Genomic DNA, 13813 nt, shown 5'->3' with positions numbered 1-13813 from the left:
TACATCATGGGTACAGGCCGCGGACCTCGCGGGCTTGCAGCACGCGCGTGCACGCCAAAATGAAGGTGGCGGTGCGCAGCGTAACCTTCTTCTCTTGTGACACGGACCACACGGCGTTGAACGCCTCCTGCATGATGCGCGTCAGGCGGGCATTGATCTCGTCCTCGCTCCAGAAGAAGCTGGAAAAATCCTGCACCCATTCAAAGTATGACACAGTTACGCCGCCGGCGTTCGCCAGCACGTCCGGCACGATCAGCACGTCCTTGTCGGTCAGGATGTCGTCCGCTTCCGGCGTGGTCGGGCCGTTGGCGCCTTCGAGGATGATTTTGGTGCGGATGCGCTGCGCGTTGTCGGCCGTGATCTGCTGTTCCAGCGCGGCCGGAATCAGGATCTCGGTTTCGATATCCCAGAAGGCGTCGCGGTCGAGGAAGGCCTCGGCGCCGGCGAAACCGGTGACGCTGCCGCATTCGGCCACGTGGTGGTGAAGACGGGCGATATCGAGGCCGCCCTGGTGCACCACGGTGCCGGTGTGGTCCTGCACGGCGACGACTTTGGCGCCGGCGTCGGCGAACATGGTGGCGGCGACGCCGCCGACATTGCCGAAGCCCTGGATGGCGACACGTGCGCCTTCGATGGAGACGCCGCGCTTGATGGCGGCTTCGCGGCCGACCACGAACACCCCACGGCCGGTGGCTTCGCGCCGGCCCAGCGAGCCGCCCAGCGAGATCGGCTTGCCGGTGACGACGCCGGTCGACAGGTTACCTTCGATCATGGCGTAGGAGTCCATCATCCACGCCATCACCTGTTCGTTGGTGTTGACGTCGGGCGCCGGGATGTCCTTGTTAGGTCCGATGATCAGACTGATTTCGCTGGTGTAGCGGCGCGTCAGGCGTTGCAGCTCGCCGCGCGAAAGGGTCTTCGGATCGACGCGGATGCCACCCTTGGCGCCACCGTAGGGCACGTTGACCGCCGCATTTTTCACCGTCATCCACGCCGACAGGGCCATCACTTCCGACAAGGTCACGTCCTGGTGGAAGCGCACGCCGCCCTTGCCCGGACCGCGCGACATATTATGCTGCACGCGATAGCCTTCGTAGTGGGCGATCGAGCCGTCATCGCGCTCGATCGGCACGTCGACGGTCAGAATGCGCTTCGGGCGCTTGAGCGTTTCGACCCAGCGCGACAGGCTGCCGAGGTGCGGCGTGACGCGGTCGATCTGTTGTAGATAAACGCCCCATGGACCCAGATCTTCCGGGTTGAGGTAGGACGGCAGTGCGTGCTGTTGGTGTGCGGTGGTCATGCTCAGGCTCCGTTGGATTTGTTTTTGTGAGGGCCGCTTTTGGCGGCGATCAGCTGGAACGAATCATAGGGTGGAGCCGCGCGAACGGGCCAATGCTGTATGCGCATTCGACTATGCGTTTCATGCATAGTTATTAAAAAGATAAATGAATCGTCAGCGTTCCGACACGGCGACGCGGCGTTTGCGGCCGCTATCGGTCTGCTGGCGCTCGAGGAAATCCCAAAGCCTCTCGACGATGGCTTTGCCGCGCCGTTGCGGCGTCGGACGCTCGCGATACAGTCGGATCTCCATCTCGATCTCCCACTCCGCGCTGTTGTTGTCGGCGCGCGCCAGCAGCTTTTGTTTGAGTTCGCGCGTGACGGCCGATTCGGGCAGGAAGGCGATGCCGCTGCCTTCGAGCGCCATCATTTTCAGACCTTCGGCCATATCGGTTTCGTAGTGCGGGTCGAGGTGCAGCGGCGTCTTGGCGTCGGCCAGGATCAGCTCCACCATGCGGCCCAGGTAGGCGTTGTTTGTGTACGATAAAAACGGCAGCGGCGCCTTTCGGGTACCGGGCAGCATAAATTCAGGCACCTTGTTTTTGTCGCAGCGGGCGTAGGCGCGCAGCGACTCGCGGCCCAGCACCAGCATGTCGTAGCGGCCCGGGTCCAGCTGCACCGGCTGGCGCGGATGGTGATAGCACAGTAGCAGGTCGCAGCCGCCTTCGACCAGCTGCAGCACGGCGTTGTGCACGTTGAGCGCCATCAGGCGGCTGCTGATCGGGGCGAAGTCGCGGCCCAGCGCCGTCAGCCACTTCGGCACGAAAGTGAGCGACAGCGTGTGCGGCACCGCCAGGTCGATGCTGGTCTGCGCGGCCGCGCGCTTGGAGCGCAGCATGTCGCGGGCGCCGTTGATTTGCGCCAGCATCTCGAGCGCCTGTTCGTAGAACACGGTGCCGGCCGGCGTCAGGCGTGTGGGGTAGGAGGTGCGGTCGACCAGGTCGGTGCCGAGCCAGTTCTCCAGCGACTGGATGCGGCGCGAGAAGGCCGGCTGCGTGACGTGCCGCAGCGCCGCCGAGCGGCTGAAGTTATTGGTCTCGACCAGTGAGATGAAGTCTTCCAGCCATTTGATTTCCATACCGGGTATCCTTATTACTGCCTGCTTACTGCGGGTTCGACGTGATGGCGCGCATCGGCGTGAGCATATACGCCAGCGCCGCGCACAGCACCAGTATCATGCCACCGCCGGCGAACAATTGCGACAGCGGGATTATCGTCAGCAGCCAGCCGGTGACGCCGGCCGACAGCGGCGCGAGGCCCATGAAGATGAACATGAAGATGCTCATGGCGCGGCCCATCATCCGCGGCGGCACGCGGCGCTGTATCCACGTGAAGACGTTGATCTGCATGAAGCCGGCCAGCACGCCGATCGCCAGCATCAGCAATGCCGCCTGCCACACCGTACCGACCGCGCCGAGCGGCATGACCAGCAGGCCGACGGCGCCGTCGATCAGCAGTATCAGCGTGCCGAAGGTGGCGAAGCGCAGGCGCGCGCCACCCATGGCCGCCGCGCCCATGCCGAGCAGCGTACCGGCGCCGTGTACGCCCATGAGCAGGCCGAGGGTCGCGGCGCCGTGCAGGGCGGCGGCCAGCACCGGCAGACCGACCTGCATGGCGCCGCCGATCAACAGCGAGACGGCGCCCCAGTAGACAAAGCAGGTGCGCAGCGGGACATCGCGCCACACCATCGCCAGCCCGTCGCCGACGGCGCGCAGCACGGAGGCCGGAGCCCCGGGCGCCGTTGGTGCATCCAGCAGTCGCACCTTCGATAGCGTCCACGCCGAAACAAGGAAACTGACGCAGTCCAGGCCAAACGCCAATGCCAGGCCGCGCGCGTCGGCCACCAGTGCGCCGGCGCCATGGCCTGCATCCGCGCCAGTGGCCAGCAGGCCCGCAGCGATCAGGGGACCGACCAGCATCGACAACTGGCGCAATCCCATTAACATGCCGTTGGCCGCTTGCAGCTGGTCGGGCGCGATCGCCAGCGGCATGATCGAGGTGCCCGACGGGATGCCGAACGCCTGCGCCAGGCCAATGCCGAAGGCCAGCGCGTAGATCGCCATCAGGGTTAGATGCGGCGTCATGACGACGGTCAGCGAGACCGCTGCGCCCACATCGAGCGTGTGCGCCGGCTGGTGGTCTAGCACCAGCACGGTCAGGATGGCAAGCAGCGCCGCGTTGGCGTATTTGCTCAGCATGAGCACGCGCTTGGGCGAGTGGCGGTCCACCAGCGCACCGCCGACCAGGATGAACACTGCGCGCGGAATGCTCATCAACGCGATGACGAGGCCCAGCGCGAGCGTGTCGCCGGTCAGCCTGAACACCAGCCAGGGCAGGGCAATCATCGTCAGCTGGTCGCCCAGCATCGAGATCACGCCGCCGCGCAGCAGCCATTTGAAGTTGGGGTCGCGCAGCAGCGCGGCGCGGGGCGGAATGGGCTCAGACATGGTCGGCTCGCTGGACGGTCGGAAGAAGGTTAAGAGTTCGTGGCGTTCATGCCGGCGATCAGGCCAAGCGCCGCGCTCAATTCAGCGAAACGCTCTTGCGGGCAGTTACGCAGCAAATCCTTGCTGATTTGCTCGGCGACGACGACGGCATTGTTCAGCAGTTCGCGGCCGGTGGTCGTGATGGCGGCATAGGCCACGCGGGCGTCACGCGGGTCTTGCTGACGTTCGACCAGGCCGATTTTTTCAAGCGGCAGCAGGGTGCGCGTAACGCCGGAGGCCGTCAATCCCTGGCGCTCGGCCAGATCGACCCGGCGTAGGCGTCCGCCGGGCGCGCGGTTCAGGTAATGCAGCAGCATGAAGTCGCCGAAGCTGATGCCGTGGTAGCCGCCCAGCACCTGGTCGAGCCTGCGTACCAGGGTTGCTTGCGCGCGCGCCAAGCGCAGCGCGAATTCCAGACTCGGGCTGACGGGCGCCGCTTCGGACGGGTTGATCCCGATGTCGTTGTTGTCCATAACAGATACCTTTTTCGTTGAGGGATGTTTGAGCGGTAATTGAAATATACTTGATTAAGCAAGTATATATCGGTATTTATGCAACTTCAAGGTTTTTTATCGGTCGACGTTATGGTATCGTTTCCAACGTTGTTGTTCCGGCGGCCACAGCAGTTGCCTGCAACACTGATTCATCTAAAAGTAAGTAAAAAAGTAGGGGACATCCAAAATGCATATGGGAACCACCGAGATCTTTCTGATCGCGATGTTAATTATCTTTAGCGTGCCGTATCTGATCTGGCGCTTCGGCAACACCGACTATTGGGCGCCGCTGGTGGTGGTGCAGATCATCACCGGCGTGCTGCTTGGCCCGGGCGTGCTCGGCCGCGCCTATCCGGAGTACTACACCTTCGTCTTCAATCCGCAGGTGGTGCAGTCGCTCAACGGCATCGCCTGGTGGGCGGTGATGATTTTCGTGATGATCGCCGGCATCGAACTGGATTTGAAAAAGGCGTGGGAGCACCGCCGCGAGAGCTCCATTACGGCCGGTCTGGCGCTGGGCACGCCGTTGCTGTTCGGCTGCGTGGCCGCGGTCGGCATGCTCGGTTACTCGGGCTGGATCGGGCCGAAGGCGCAAAACTGGCAGTTCGTGCTGGGCGTGGGCATGGCGTGCGCGGTCACCGCGCTGCCGATCCTGATTTTGCTGATGGAAAAACTGGAAATCCTGCGCCAGCCGATCGGCCAGCGCATTCTGCGGTACGCCAGCCTGGACGACATCGCCATCTGGGGCGTGCTGGCTGTCATCATGCTCGACTGGGAGCGCGTCACGCGCCAGCTCGGCTTCCTGGTGCTGTTCGCCGTGGCCACCAAACTGTTCCGCATGATGATGGTGCGCATTCCGGAGACCGACCGCTGGTACGTGTCGCTGATCTGGCTAGCCATCGTCTCGTTCGCGGCCGACTGGGCGGGGCTGCACTTCATGGTCGGCGCCTTCCTGGCCGGCGCCGTCATGGAGGCGGAGTGGTTCGACCAGAAGCGCATGGACTTCATGCGTCAGAATATGCTGCTGGCGATCATGCCGGTGTACTTCCTCAGCGCCGGGCTGCGCACCAACTGGGGCGTGGGCGGCTCGGCCGTGTTCGTCGCGGCCGGCGTGCTGCTGGCGGTGTCGCTGTCGGGCAAACTGATTGGCACGCACATCGCCGGCAAGATCCTCAAGTGGGGTCCGGGGGAGGCGTCGATCATCGGCTGGCTGCTGCAGACCAAGGCGCTGATCATGATCATTTTCTCCAACATATTGCTCGACAAAGGCGTCATCACCAACGAGACCTTTACGGCGCTGTTATTGATGGCCATCGGCAGCACGATGCTGACGGTGCCGGTGGTGTATCCGAAATTGCAGCGCGTCGCGCAGCTGATCTTCAAAACCAGCTGATATAATGGCGCCATGAACGATACTACTCAACTCCCTCCGCTGCCCGATCGCCTGTCGATCGATCCGCGCAGCCCGCACCATGTCGCGGCCGTGTTCGAACACGACGTCGGCATCCGTTTCAACGACAAAGAGCGTCTGGACGTCGACGAATATTGCATCAGCGAAGGCTGGATCAAAGTCCCGGCCGGCAAGAGCCTGGACCGCAAGGGCAATCCTATGCTGATCAAGCTCAAAGGCAAGGTCGAAGCGTTTTACCGTTAATCCACCGCTCTGAAAACAGAGAGGCCGCCTGGTTGTTACCGGCGGCCTTTTTTTATTGCGGGCGGTGTTCGCTGCGCAGCTTGTCGAGCATTTGCAACGTTGCCGGCAGCAGGTTCATGATGCCGTGATAGGCGCAATACTCACAAAACGCCTCCTCCGGGCTCATCGCGTTGATGCTGCTGTCGGAGTGTCCGCGGCGACGCAGCGCCCGCAAACAGGCCGCATCCATATTTCTGGCGTTCATGCAATTGCTCCCTTCGAGTTGATGTATTGATTATCACTCCGGCCATTATAGTGGGAAAATAGTTCTGTGTGGCAACTAAGTTAGGATTTCTTAATGGGGTGGAGTTTTCACCAATATTAGGGATGCATAAACCTTTACACCGTGGTTGCCATGCCGCGTTGCAGCCGCCACACCAGCCATAACGCCAGCAGCGAGGTTCCCACGACAACGTAGCCGATCACGTCGAAGTGCTGCAGCTTGCCGTCCGGCGCCTGGGTGACGATATGGCCGGCCACCACCGAGGCGACGCCGCCCGACAGCTGCTGCAACGAGGCGCTGATGGCGTTGAACGAACCCCGCTGCGTGGCGGGCGGCACCGACGCGGCCATCGCCTGGAACGGAATCATGCGCGAGAAGATACCGACGAACATCAGGGAGTTGATCCCCACCAGCGCCGCCAGCGAGATGGTGCCCAGGTGGGTATAGACCACCACTATCAGCATCGACAACAGGCTGCCGAACACGAACACGGGGAACTTGCCGCGCTTGTCGGCCGCCTTGCCGATCAGCGGGCCGGCGAAAATCGTGCACACGCCGGTGATCAGGTAGACGGTGGGCAGGTGGTGCATGTCGATGCCGAGGTTGTTGACGATGTAGGCGCTGCTGAAAGGCATCAGCATGAAGCCGCCGGTGGTCAGCAAGGCGGTGATGGCGAAGGCCAGCAGATGGCGCGGCACCGTGACGGTCTGGTACAGGTGCGCCCATGGGCTGTGCGTTTGTGGCTGGCCCAGGTGGGCGTTGACCGGTTGCATTTTCCACGCGACCAGCAGGCCGCCGACCAGGCCGAACGCGGCCATGGCGAGGAAGGGAATGTGCCAGTCCCATTTATTCGACAGATAAATGCCGATCGGGATGCCCAGCACCTGGCTGGCGGCAAAGGCGGTCTGGATCAGGCCCATGACGCGGCCGCGCATCTGCGGCGGGAACAGGTCGGTCGAGATGGCCAGCACGATGGAACCGATGACGCCGCCGAACAGGCCGGTGACCACGCGCGCGGCCAGCAAGCTTTCGAAGCTTTGCGCCAGCCCGCACCAGACGGTGCCGAGGATGAAGCCGGTGTAGAAGAACAGCAGCAGCTTTTTGCGGTCGTAGCGGTCTGCGAAACCGGCCGTCAGCAGGCCGGAGGCGCCGGCGCTGAAGGCGTAGGCCGACACCACCAGGCCGAATTCCATCGGCCCGATGTTGAGGCCCGGCATGATGACCGCGCCCAGCGGCGACATCAGCATAAAGTCCAGGATGACCGCGAACTGCAGGAAGGCCAGCATCGCGACGACGATTTTTTGGTAGGGCGTGAAATTCGCCGCCACGGCGGCGTTGGTTTTTGTCATTTTTATTCCTTGGTGTTTTCTTTGGTGCAGTCACGACCGTGGCCCCAGAAGCGGCCCTTCTGGGCGGCACGGAATTGTTCGCGTTCTTCCGGGGTCATCTCTTGCCAGCGCTGCCAGCGTTGCGCACCGCCTTCATGGTGGTGGCGCCCGCCGAAGCCGCCGACCAGGATGCGGCACAGCACCAGCAAACCGAGCGCGCGCCAGTAATCCAGCGGCGCGACAACGGTAAACAGGTGGGGCACGATCCAGTTCCACAGCAACATCACGATCCAGCCCAGCAGCGCCATGATAACCAGCATCTTGGGGATGAGCAGCAGTTTATATTTAATCATTTCAACTCTCCATTCATTCGTTGTACAGGTCTTGCAGGCGCGCGCGCAGATGCAGCACGGCGTAGCGTTTGCGCGCCAGCAAGGTGTTGACGGACACGCCGCTTGCAAGCGCCATCTCCTTGAAACTCAGGCCGTCGAGCTCGTGCGCGATAAACACCTCGCGCTGATTCGGCGGCAATTCTTCCAGCGCCGCCTGCAGTTGCTCGAGCAGCATGGCGCGGTGGTACGCGTGTTCGGGACCGGCATCGGCGGACGGCAGCAGCAGGTCGAGGCGGCAGGCTTCACCATCCTCGTCGACCATGTCGTCCAGCCGCACTTCCTTCTTCTTGCGGAAGCGGTCGATGATGCGGTTGCGCGCGACCCGGTAGAGCCAGGCGCTGACTTGCTCGATCGGTTCGGGCAGGCGGTGGGCCTGGGTGAACTCGTAGAAAACGTCCTGCAGGATGTCTTCGGCGTCGGTCTGGTCGGCCACGCGGCGGCGGATGAAGCTGCCCAGCTTCGAACGCTCGCGCAACACCGTCGCGGTGATGGATTGGTCCTGGTCGGCGGTGGTTTGGGTGTGCGGCGGCATGTAGGTGAAGACGGCCAGCCGTCACGGATATTGTGTGAACGATACAAATTGTTGTCCGCCGGACGCGAAAACTAGTCGGCCGACGTCACCTTGTTGGGCTCGATGTAGACCTTGCCGCCCTGGTAATCGAACAGAATGTTCAGCTGCCGCAAAATGCCGTTGCTGATGTTGCCCGCGAGGGTGGGGCTGTTCATGGTGCCGCCGCCCCGCGTCGACAGTTCCAGGGTCGGGTCGGCGATTTGCACGCCGCCCAGCTCGAACAGCTTGCCGCGCGTTTTCAGCACCTCGGTGGTGCCGCCGATGACCTGCGCCCTCTGCACCGTGTTGCCGGCCTGGTATTTCTCGACCAGGCCGTAGCGCTCGACGAACGGCTTGCTCATCGTCAGCGAGAAATCGCTGCCGGTGTCGATGGTGAACTTGCCGGGCAGACCGTCGAGCACGGCTTCGATTTGCGGTGTCTTGTCGTGGAACGACAGCGGCGTGGCGGCGGCCGGGCCGCGATAGACGAAGCTGTTCGGATCATGGAAGGTCAACTGGCGCGCGGCGTAGTCGATCAACGTCGGCGTCAGCCACAGCCACTCGTAGCCGATGGTGCCGTCGATCGGCAGGTTGTCGAGCGTGGGACTGGTGAAAAAGGCCTGGCGGTCCAGGGTCAGGCCGGCCATGCCGATCTGCTGCACGGTGGTCAGCACGCCGCGCTCGGTTTGCTGGCCGAGGCCGGACAACACGGCCACGCCCTGGGCGGGCAGGCGCAAGCGGCGGTAGAGTTTGTCGCTGATGACGTTGCGGGCGCCGGTATCCAGGATGAATTTGAACGGACCTTGACCGTTCAACGTCAGCATCACGCAGATGTGCGCCTCGCAGGGCTCGAACGGCACCGTCACCGCCGGCCGCTGGGCGGAAAAACCCTGCATGACGGCCGGCTGCGGCAGCGAAAAGTCCATTTGCGCGGCGGGGCGGTTGAGCACGATGGTGGACACGCGCAGCGTTTCCTCGTCGGCCTCGTCTTTGGCGTCGCGCACGCTTTCCTCGAAGGGCAGCGTGACCGCGCCGACGCGGCGGAAATCGCGGTAGTCGATGGTCAAGGTTTTACCGTCGATCACCTCCTGGCGGCGCTCGATGCGGTGGGTGGCGTCGTTGATCCAGTAGTCGAAGGCGATGCCCGATGCCAGCTCTACGCGAACCACCGCGTAATCGATGCCGGCGTGCGTGCGCGGCGCCTTCAGTTGCAGCCGGCGCGCCTTGGCGCCGCGCGCGAACCACCAGGCGTACGATTGGCGTCCCAGATGCAGCTCGGGATCGCGCGCCGCGCCTTCCTGTTTTTCCAGCTTGCCCATGCGCTGGCGCCAGAAGTTCTGGCCGTCCGAGCGCGACATCAGCCGCGCCACCGCCGACGAGGGGATGCGCTGGGCATAGCGGCCGCTGGCGAAATCGATGTCGCTGCTGCCCGCCTCGTCGTGGTCGAGGTAGGTGCGCACGAACTGCGTGTGCTGGGTCTTGACCTGCCGCCAGGCGTTGCCGCCGACCGCCTCCCGCGCCTGGGCGAGCAGGGCCGCCGCGTCCTCGGCGGCAAAGCCTGGGATGCTGGCGATGGCAAGGCACAGCCCGGCGGCGACGCGGATCACGCGAATGGTGCTGATAAGCTGGCGAACTAGCAAAAATGAATCCTTGGTTTGGCGTCACCGCGACTGGCGCATGGTGCAAAAACAGCCATGTTAGCTGAAAAGCCCGCTGCCGCGCCAGCCATCCTGCGGCCGGACGCAAAAGCGGCCACCAGATCGCTCTGGTGGCCGCTTTTATTTGTCGCTAACGCTGTGCTAATGACGCCGATTAACGGTCGCTGAAGCTGCGGCGGGCGCCGTCGGTGCTGCGCGGGTTGCTACCCTTGTAACCGCCGCCAGTGCTGCCTTCCTTGCGCGGAGCGCTAGGCTTGCTGAATGTACGCTGGCCTGGCTTGGCAGCGGTGCGGTTGTCGCCCGGTTTCCAGCCGCCTGGACGCGAGGTCGAACGGGCCGCCGAGGCGGTTTTCTTCGGCTCGTAGCCTTCGATGACATTGACCGGGATCAGCTGCTTGGTGAAACGCTCGATGCGCTTGACGTTCATGCCTTCGGCGTGGTTCACCAGCGAGATCGCCAGACCGTTGCGGCCGGCGCGGCCGGTGCGGCCGATGCGGTGGACGTAGTCCTCAGGGAACTTCGGCAGATCGTAGTTGAACACGTGCGTGATCGTCGGCACGTCGATGCCGCGGGCGGCAACGTCGGTGGCGATCAGGATCTTGACCTGGCCGCGGCGCAGGCTGTCGAGCGTGCGGTTACGGGCGCCCTGGTGCATGTCGCCATGCAGTGCGGCAGCCGAGAAACCGGCGATGTTCAGGCGGTCGGCGATGGTGTCGGCGTCACGCTTGGTGGCGGTGAACACGACCGCCTGGTCGAGCGAGTCGTCGCGCAGCAGGTGGTCCAGCAGGCGGTTCTTGTGCGACAGGTCGTCGACGAAGTGCACGCGCTGGGTGATGTTCTCATGCTTGTTGGCGGCGCTGAGGATCTGGATGACTTGTGGATCCTTGGTGATGCGGCGCGCCATGTTGCCGACGACGCCGTCAAGCGTGGCCGAGAACAGCATGGTTTGACGGGTCGAAGGCGTCGCGTCGACGATTTTTTCGATGTCGTCGATGAAACCCATGTCCAGCATGCGGTCGGCTTCGTCCAGCACCAGGATTTCCAGTTGCGAGAAGTCGATCTTGCCCGATTCCATGTGGTCGATCAAACGGCCAGGGGTGGCGACCAGGATCTCAGGATTCTTGGCCAGCAATTGCATCTGTTTCGGGTAAGGCATACCGCCCAGGATCGACACGGCCTTCAAACGGCGCAGGTTGACACTGTACTTGTCGGTATTCGAGGTTACTTGCAGGGCCAGTTCGCGGGTTGGGGTCAACACCAGCATTTTTGGCTGTGCGGCTTTGAAACGCGGACGCTCGCCACGGGCACGGGCGGCTTGCATTTCTTGATTTGGAGTCTTGCCGGCGGCGGCCGGGTCGATCTCGGACAAACGGTGCAGCGACGGCAGCATGAATGCTGCGGTCTTGCCGGAACCGGTTTGCGAGGAAACCAACAAGTCCTTGCCTGCGATCGCGGCAGGGATGGCCTGCTGCTGGACGGGAGTCGGCGCGGTGTAGCCGGCGTCGGTCAGGGCTTTAATGAGGGACGTGTTGAGACCTAGTGCTTCAAATGTCATGCTGTTCTTTCGTAAAAAACCTGCGCCCGTGCAAACGCCGAACGCGAAATAGCAACGCCTACCAAAACGAAATGACTCAATCAAAATCGAAAGAAATTTCGGCACAAAAGCTTTGCGCCGGGACGGTGTCAGGTGCGACACCAAAGGCGGGAGGGCTTCATAAGCGACATCAGGGTGATGCGCTAAGGCTTGCGTAGCTGCTAGTAATACCTGGCTGATCAACCGGCGCCGCGGTCTGTCGCGGCACGCTCATTGCAGCGCACAGGCGACACTATACAGTAGTTTGCGCAGGGCTGTACAGTTAATTGCCCGTTTTACCGTGCAACGCAGCAAAACCGTGGGTGTTGGCGGCCGGGGCCAGCGAGAACACGCCCACCACGCGCGCCAGATGGCTGGCTTGCTCGTGCAGCAAGGTGGCGGCCGCGCCGGCCTGTTCGACCAGCGCGGCGTTTTGCTGCGTGGCCTGGTCCATGCCGCCGACCGCCGCGCCGATGCGGGCAATGCCGCTGGTTTGCTCCTCGCTGGCGGCGTCGATCTGGCTCATGATGTCCGTCACCCGGCCCACGCTGGCGACGATCTCGATCATCGTCGCGCCGGCCCGGTCGACCAGTGCGGCGCCGGTGTCGACCTGGCCGACCGATTCCTCGATCAGGCCCTTGATCTCGCGCGCGGCGGTGGCGCTGCGCTGGGCCAGGTTGCGCACTTCGCTGGCGACGACGGCAAAGCCGCGTCCCTGCTCGCCGGCGCGCGCCGCTTCCACCGCCGCGTTCAGGGCCAGGATATTGGTCTGGAAGGCAATGCCGTCGATCACGCCGATGATGTCGGCGATGCGCCGCGACGCCCGGTTGATCGCGCCCATCGTGTCGACCACCTGGGTGACGACCGCGCCGCCCTGTGCCGCCACTTCGGAAGCCGACAGCGCCAGCGCGTTGGCGCGCCGGGCGTTGTCGGCGTTGCGCTGAACCGCGCCGTTGAGCGCGCCGATGGCCTCGGTGGTCGCCTCGAGCGAACTGGCCTGTCTTGCGGTGCGCGTGGAGAGGTCTTCGTTGCCGGCGGCGATCTGGCCGGAAGCCGACGCCACGGCGTCGGTGCCGGCGCGCACCTGGGTGACGATGCTGCCGAGCTGGTCGCGCATGTCGCGCATGGCGTGCAGCAGGCTGATCCGGTCACCCGCGGCCAGCTGGACGTCGACGGCCAGGTCGCCGGAAGCGATACGACGGGCGATGCCGGCCGCCAGCGCCGGCTCGCCGCCGAGCTGACGCCGCAGCCCGCGCATGATCAGGTTGGCGGCGGCCACGCTGGCGGCCAGCGCGGCCACCAGGATCAGTGCGCACTGCCACTGCGCGGCGGTGATGCGCTCGCGCGCGGCCGCCTCGTCGAGCTCGGACTGGCGCGTGGCCAGCTGGACGACCTGGTCGATGACCTTGCGGTGCGTCTCGTACAGGCCGGCGAGACGGGCCAGCGCGGCCGCCACGGCGTCGCGGTCGTTGCTGGCCAGCGCCGGAATGAAGCTGTCGAAGGCGGCCGCGTAGAAGGCCAGCGCGGGCGCGTGGGCCTGCTCCAGCATCAGCGGACCCATCTGGCCGGGCAGCACCTGGCCGAGCCAATAGGCGTGGCGGGTGTCGTAGTCGGCCTTGAGCGCCTGCAGCCGCTTGGTCAGCGCCTGGCGCGCATCGGCGGCGCTGTCGCCCGGGGCGAGGTTGGCCATCTGCAAGCACACCAGATACGACTCGATGATGTATTCGGGCGGCGGCAGGATGTCCGCGATCAAGTCTTTGCTCTGGACGATACGCTGGTAGATCGGACCATTGACCTGGACCTCCTTGATCACTTTGAACGACCACGCGCCATAGACGGCAAAGCCGGCCAGGAAGCAACCCAGAAGGATAAGAAAACGCGTCCTGACATTAACCTGGTCGAGCATGGTGGTCCCCGTGATACCGCCGCCGATTCGTGGTCGGAACGGTTCTATGAATCTGGATGAATGTTCTAGTGGGACGACAATAGCAACATTCGGCCGGGAACCATAGCGGCTTGCATCTCAATTGCATCATTTGTTGCGCAACGACATCTAAACATTGTCGGTAACGTCAACA

Annotated in this window: 13 protein-coding genes; 2 read left to right on the top strand and 11 right to left on the bottom strand. The window is 63.7% G+C overall.

The features are described from left to right. Nucleotides 1-4: 4 nt before the first annotated feature. From ACZ0BA_RS13025 to ACZ0BA_RS13010, 4 genes are all read right to left on the bottom strand, one after another. Nucleotides 5-1300 carry a Glu/Leu/Phe/Val family dehydrogenase gene (locus tag ACZ0BA_RS13025; RefSeq protein ID WP_463451691.1) on the bottom strand — a complete coding sequence of 432 codons (1296 nt, stop codon included), beginning with the start codon at nt 1298-1300 and terminating at the stop codon, nt 5-7. 153 nt (nt 1301-1453) lie between these two features. Beyond that, complete coding sequence (locus ACZ0BA_RS13020) at nt 1454-2416, bottom strand: LysR family transcriptional regulator (protein ID WP_463451690.1); 963 nt, start codon at nt 2414-2416, stop codon at nt 1454-1456. 25 nt (nt 2417-2441) lie between these two features. Continuing rightward, entirely contained in the window at nt 2442-3785 is a 1344-nt protein-coding gene (locus tag ACZ0BA_RS13015) for an MFS transporter (RefSeq protein WP_463451689.1), read from the bottom strand. Between the two features lie 29 nt (nt 3786-3814). Continuing rightward, nucleotides 3815-4297, bottom strand: coding sequence for a MarR family winged helix-turn-helix transcriptional regulator (locus ACZ0BA_RS13010; RefSeq protein WP_463451688.1), 483 nt, complete (start codon nt 4295-4297; stop codon nt 3815-3817). Between the two features lie 208 nt (nt 4298-4505). On the opposite strand from ACZ0BA_RS13010, the gene ACZ0BA_RS13005 reads away from it, so the two are divergent. After that, the gene (locus ACZ0BA_RS13005) at nt 4506-5711 is read left to right on the top strand and encodes a cation:proton antiporter (protein ID WP_463451687.1); all 1206 of its coding nucleotides are present in this window, start codon (nt 4506-4508) and stop codon (nt 5709-5711) included. 12 nt (nt 5712-5723) lie between these two features. Continuing rightward, a complete protein-coding gene (locus ACZ0BA_RS13000) occupies nt 5724-5972 on the top strand; it encodes a DUF3297 family protein (RefSeq protein WP_090320741.1) in 249 nt (82 codons plus the stop codon). Nucleotides 5973-6024: 52 nt separating this feature from the next. Here ACZ0BA_RS13000 and ACZ0BA_RS12995 read toward each other — a convergent pair whose 3' ends face one another. The 7 genes from ACZ0BA_RS12995 to ACZ0BA_RS12965 all read right to left on the bottom strand — a co-directional run bounded on the left by ACZ0BA_RS12995 (nt 6025) and on the right by ACZ0BA_RS12965 (nt 13641). Continuing rightward, nucleotides 6025-6216 carry a hypothetical protein gene (locus ACZ0BA_RS12995; protein WP_463451686.1) on the bottom strand — a complete coding sequence of 64 codons (192 nt, stop codon included), beginning with the start codon at nt 6214-6216 and terminating at the stop codon, nt 6025-6027. Nucleotides 6217-6350: 134 nt separating this feature from the next. Then, entirely contained in the window at nt 6351-7583 is a 1233-nt protein-coding gene (locus ACZ0BA_RS12990) for an MFS transporter (protein ID WP_463451685.1), read from the bottom strand. Nucleotides 7584-7585: 2 nt separating this feature from the next. Next, on the bottom strand, nt 7586-7915 hold the full coding sequence (locus ACZ0BA_RS12985) for a hypothetical protein (RefSeq protein WP_463451684.1): 330 nt from the start codon (nt 7913-7915) through the stop codon (nt 7586-7588). Nucleotides 7916-7928: 13 nt separating this feature from the next. Continuing rightward, the gene (locus ACZ0BA_RS12980; RefSeq protein WP_463451683.1) at nt 7929-8486 is read right to left on the bottom strand and encodes an RNA polymerase sigma factor; all 558 of its coding nucleotides are present in this window, start codon (nt 8484-8486) and stop codon (nt 7929-7931) included. A 71-nt stretch (nt 8487-8557) separates the two neighbouring features. Beyond that, nucleotides 8558-10144 carry a retropepsin-like aspartic protease gene (locus ACZ0BA_RS12975; RefSeq protein WP_463451682.1) on the bottom strand — a complete coding sequence of 529 codons (1587 nt, stop codon included), beginning with the start codon at nt 10142-10144 and terminating at the stop codon, nt 8558-8560. Between the two features lie 172 nt (nt 10145-10316). Continuing rightward, the gene (locus ACZ0BA_RS12970; protein WP_463451681.1) at nt 10317-11717 is read right to left on the bottom strand and encodes a DEAD/DEAH box helicase; all 1401 of its coding nucleotides are present in this window, start codon (nt 11715-11717) and stop codon (nt 10317-10319) included. Between the two features lie 301 nt (nt 11718-12018). Beyond that, complete coding sequence (locus ACZ0BA_RS12965) at nt 12019-13641, bottom strand: methyl-accepting chemotaxis protein (RefSeq protein WP_463451680.1); 1623 nt, start codon at nt 13639-13641, stop codon at nt 12019-12021. Nucleotides 13642-13813: the final 172 nt, after the last annotated feature.

The organism is Duganella sp. AC917, from assembly GCF_979258245.1.
The sequence above is the reverse complement of the archived record's forward strand: the minus strand, read 5'-3'. Positions and strand labels throughout refer to the sequence as shown.

What these genes read in the sequence shown, in the direction of transcription:
- ACZ0BA_RS13025 (WP_463451691.1), bottom strand. Translation starts at nt 1,300, where the DNA reads ATGACCACCGCACACCAACAGCACGCACTGCCGTCCTACCTCAACCCG.
- ACZ0BA_RS13020 (WP_463451690.1), bottom strand. Translation starts at nt 2,416, where the DNA reads ATGGAAATCAAATGGCTGGAAGACTTCATCTCACTGGTCGAGACCAAT.
- ACZ0BA_RS13015 (WP_463451689.1), bottom strand. Translation starts at nt 3,785, where the DNA reads ATGTCTGAGCCCATTCCGCCCCGCGCCGCGCTGCTGCGCGACCCCAAC.
- ACZ0BA_RS13010 (WP_463451688.1), bottom strand. Translation starts at nt 4,297, where the DNA reads ATGGACAACAACGACATCGGGATCAACCCGTCCGAAGCGGCGCCCGTC.
- ACZ0BA_RS13005 (WP_463451687.1), top strand. Translation starts at nt 4,506, where the DNA reads ATGCATATGGGAACCACCGAGATCTTTCTGATCGCGATGTTAATTATC.
- ACZ0BA_RS13000 (WP_090320741.1), top strand. Translation starts at nt 5,724, where the DNA reads ATGAACGATACTACTCAACTCCCTCCGCTGCCCGATCGCCTGTCGATC.
- ACZ0BA_RS12995 (WP_463451686.1), bottom strand. Translation starts at nt 6,216, where the DNA reads ATGAACGCCAGAAATATGGATGCGGCCTGTTTGCGGGCGCTGCGTCGC.
- ACZ0BA_RS12990 (WP_463451685.1), bottom strand. Translation starts at nt 7,583, where the DNA reads ATGACAAAAACCAACGCCGCCGTGGCGGCGAATTTCACGCCCTACCAA.
- ACZ0BA_RS12985 (WP_463451684.1), bottom strand. Translation starts at nt 7,915, where the DNA reads ATGATTAAATATAAACTGCTGCTCATCCCCAAGATGCTGGTTATCATG.
- ACZ0BA_RS12980 (WP_463451683.1), bottom strand. Translation starts at nt 8,486, where the DNA reads ATGCCGCCGCACACCCAAACCACCGCCGACCAGGACCAATCCATCACC.
- ACZ0BA_RS12970 (WP_463451681.1), bottom strand. Translation starts at nt 11,717, where the DNA reads ATGACATTTGAAGCACTAGGTCTCAACACGTCCCTCATTAAAGCCCTG.
- ACZ0BA_RS12965 (WP_463451680.1), bottom strand. Translation starts at nt 13,641, where the DNA reads ATGCTCGACCAGGTTAATGTCAGGACGCGTTTTCTTATCCTTCTGGGT.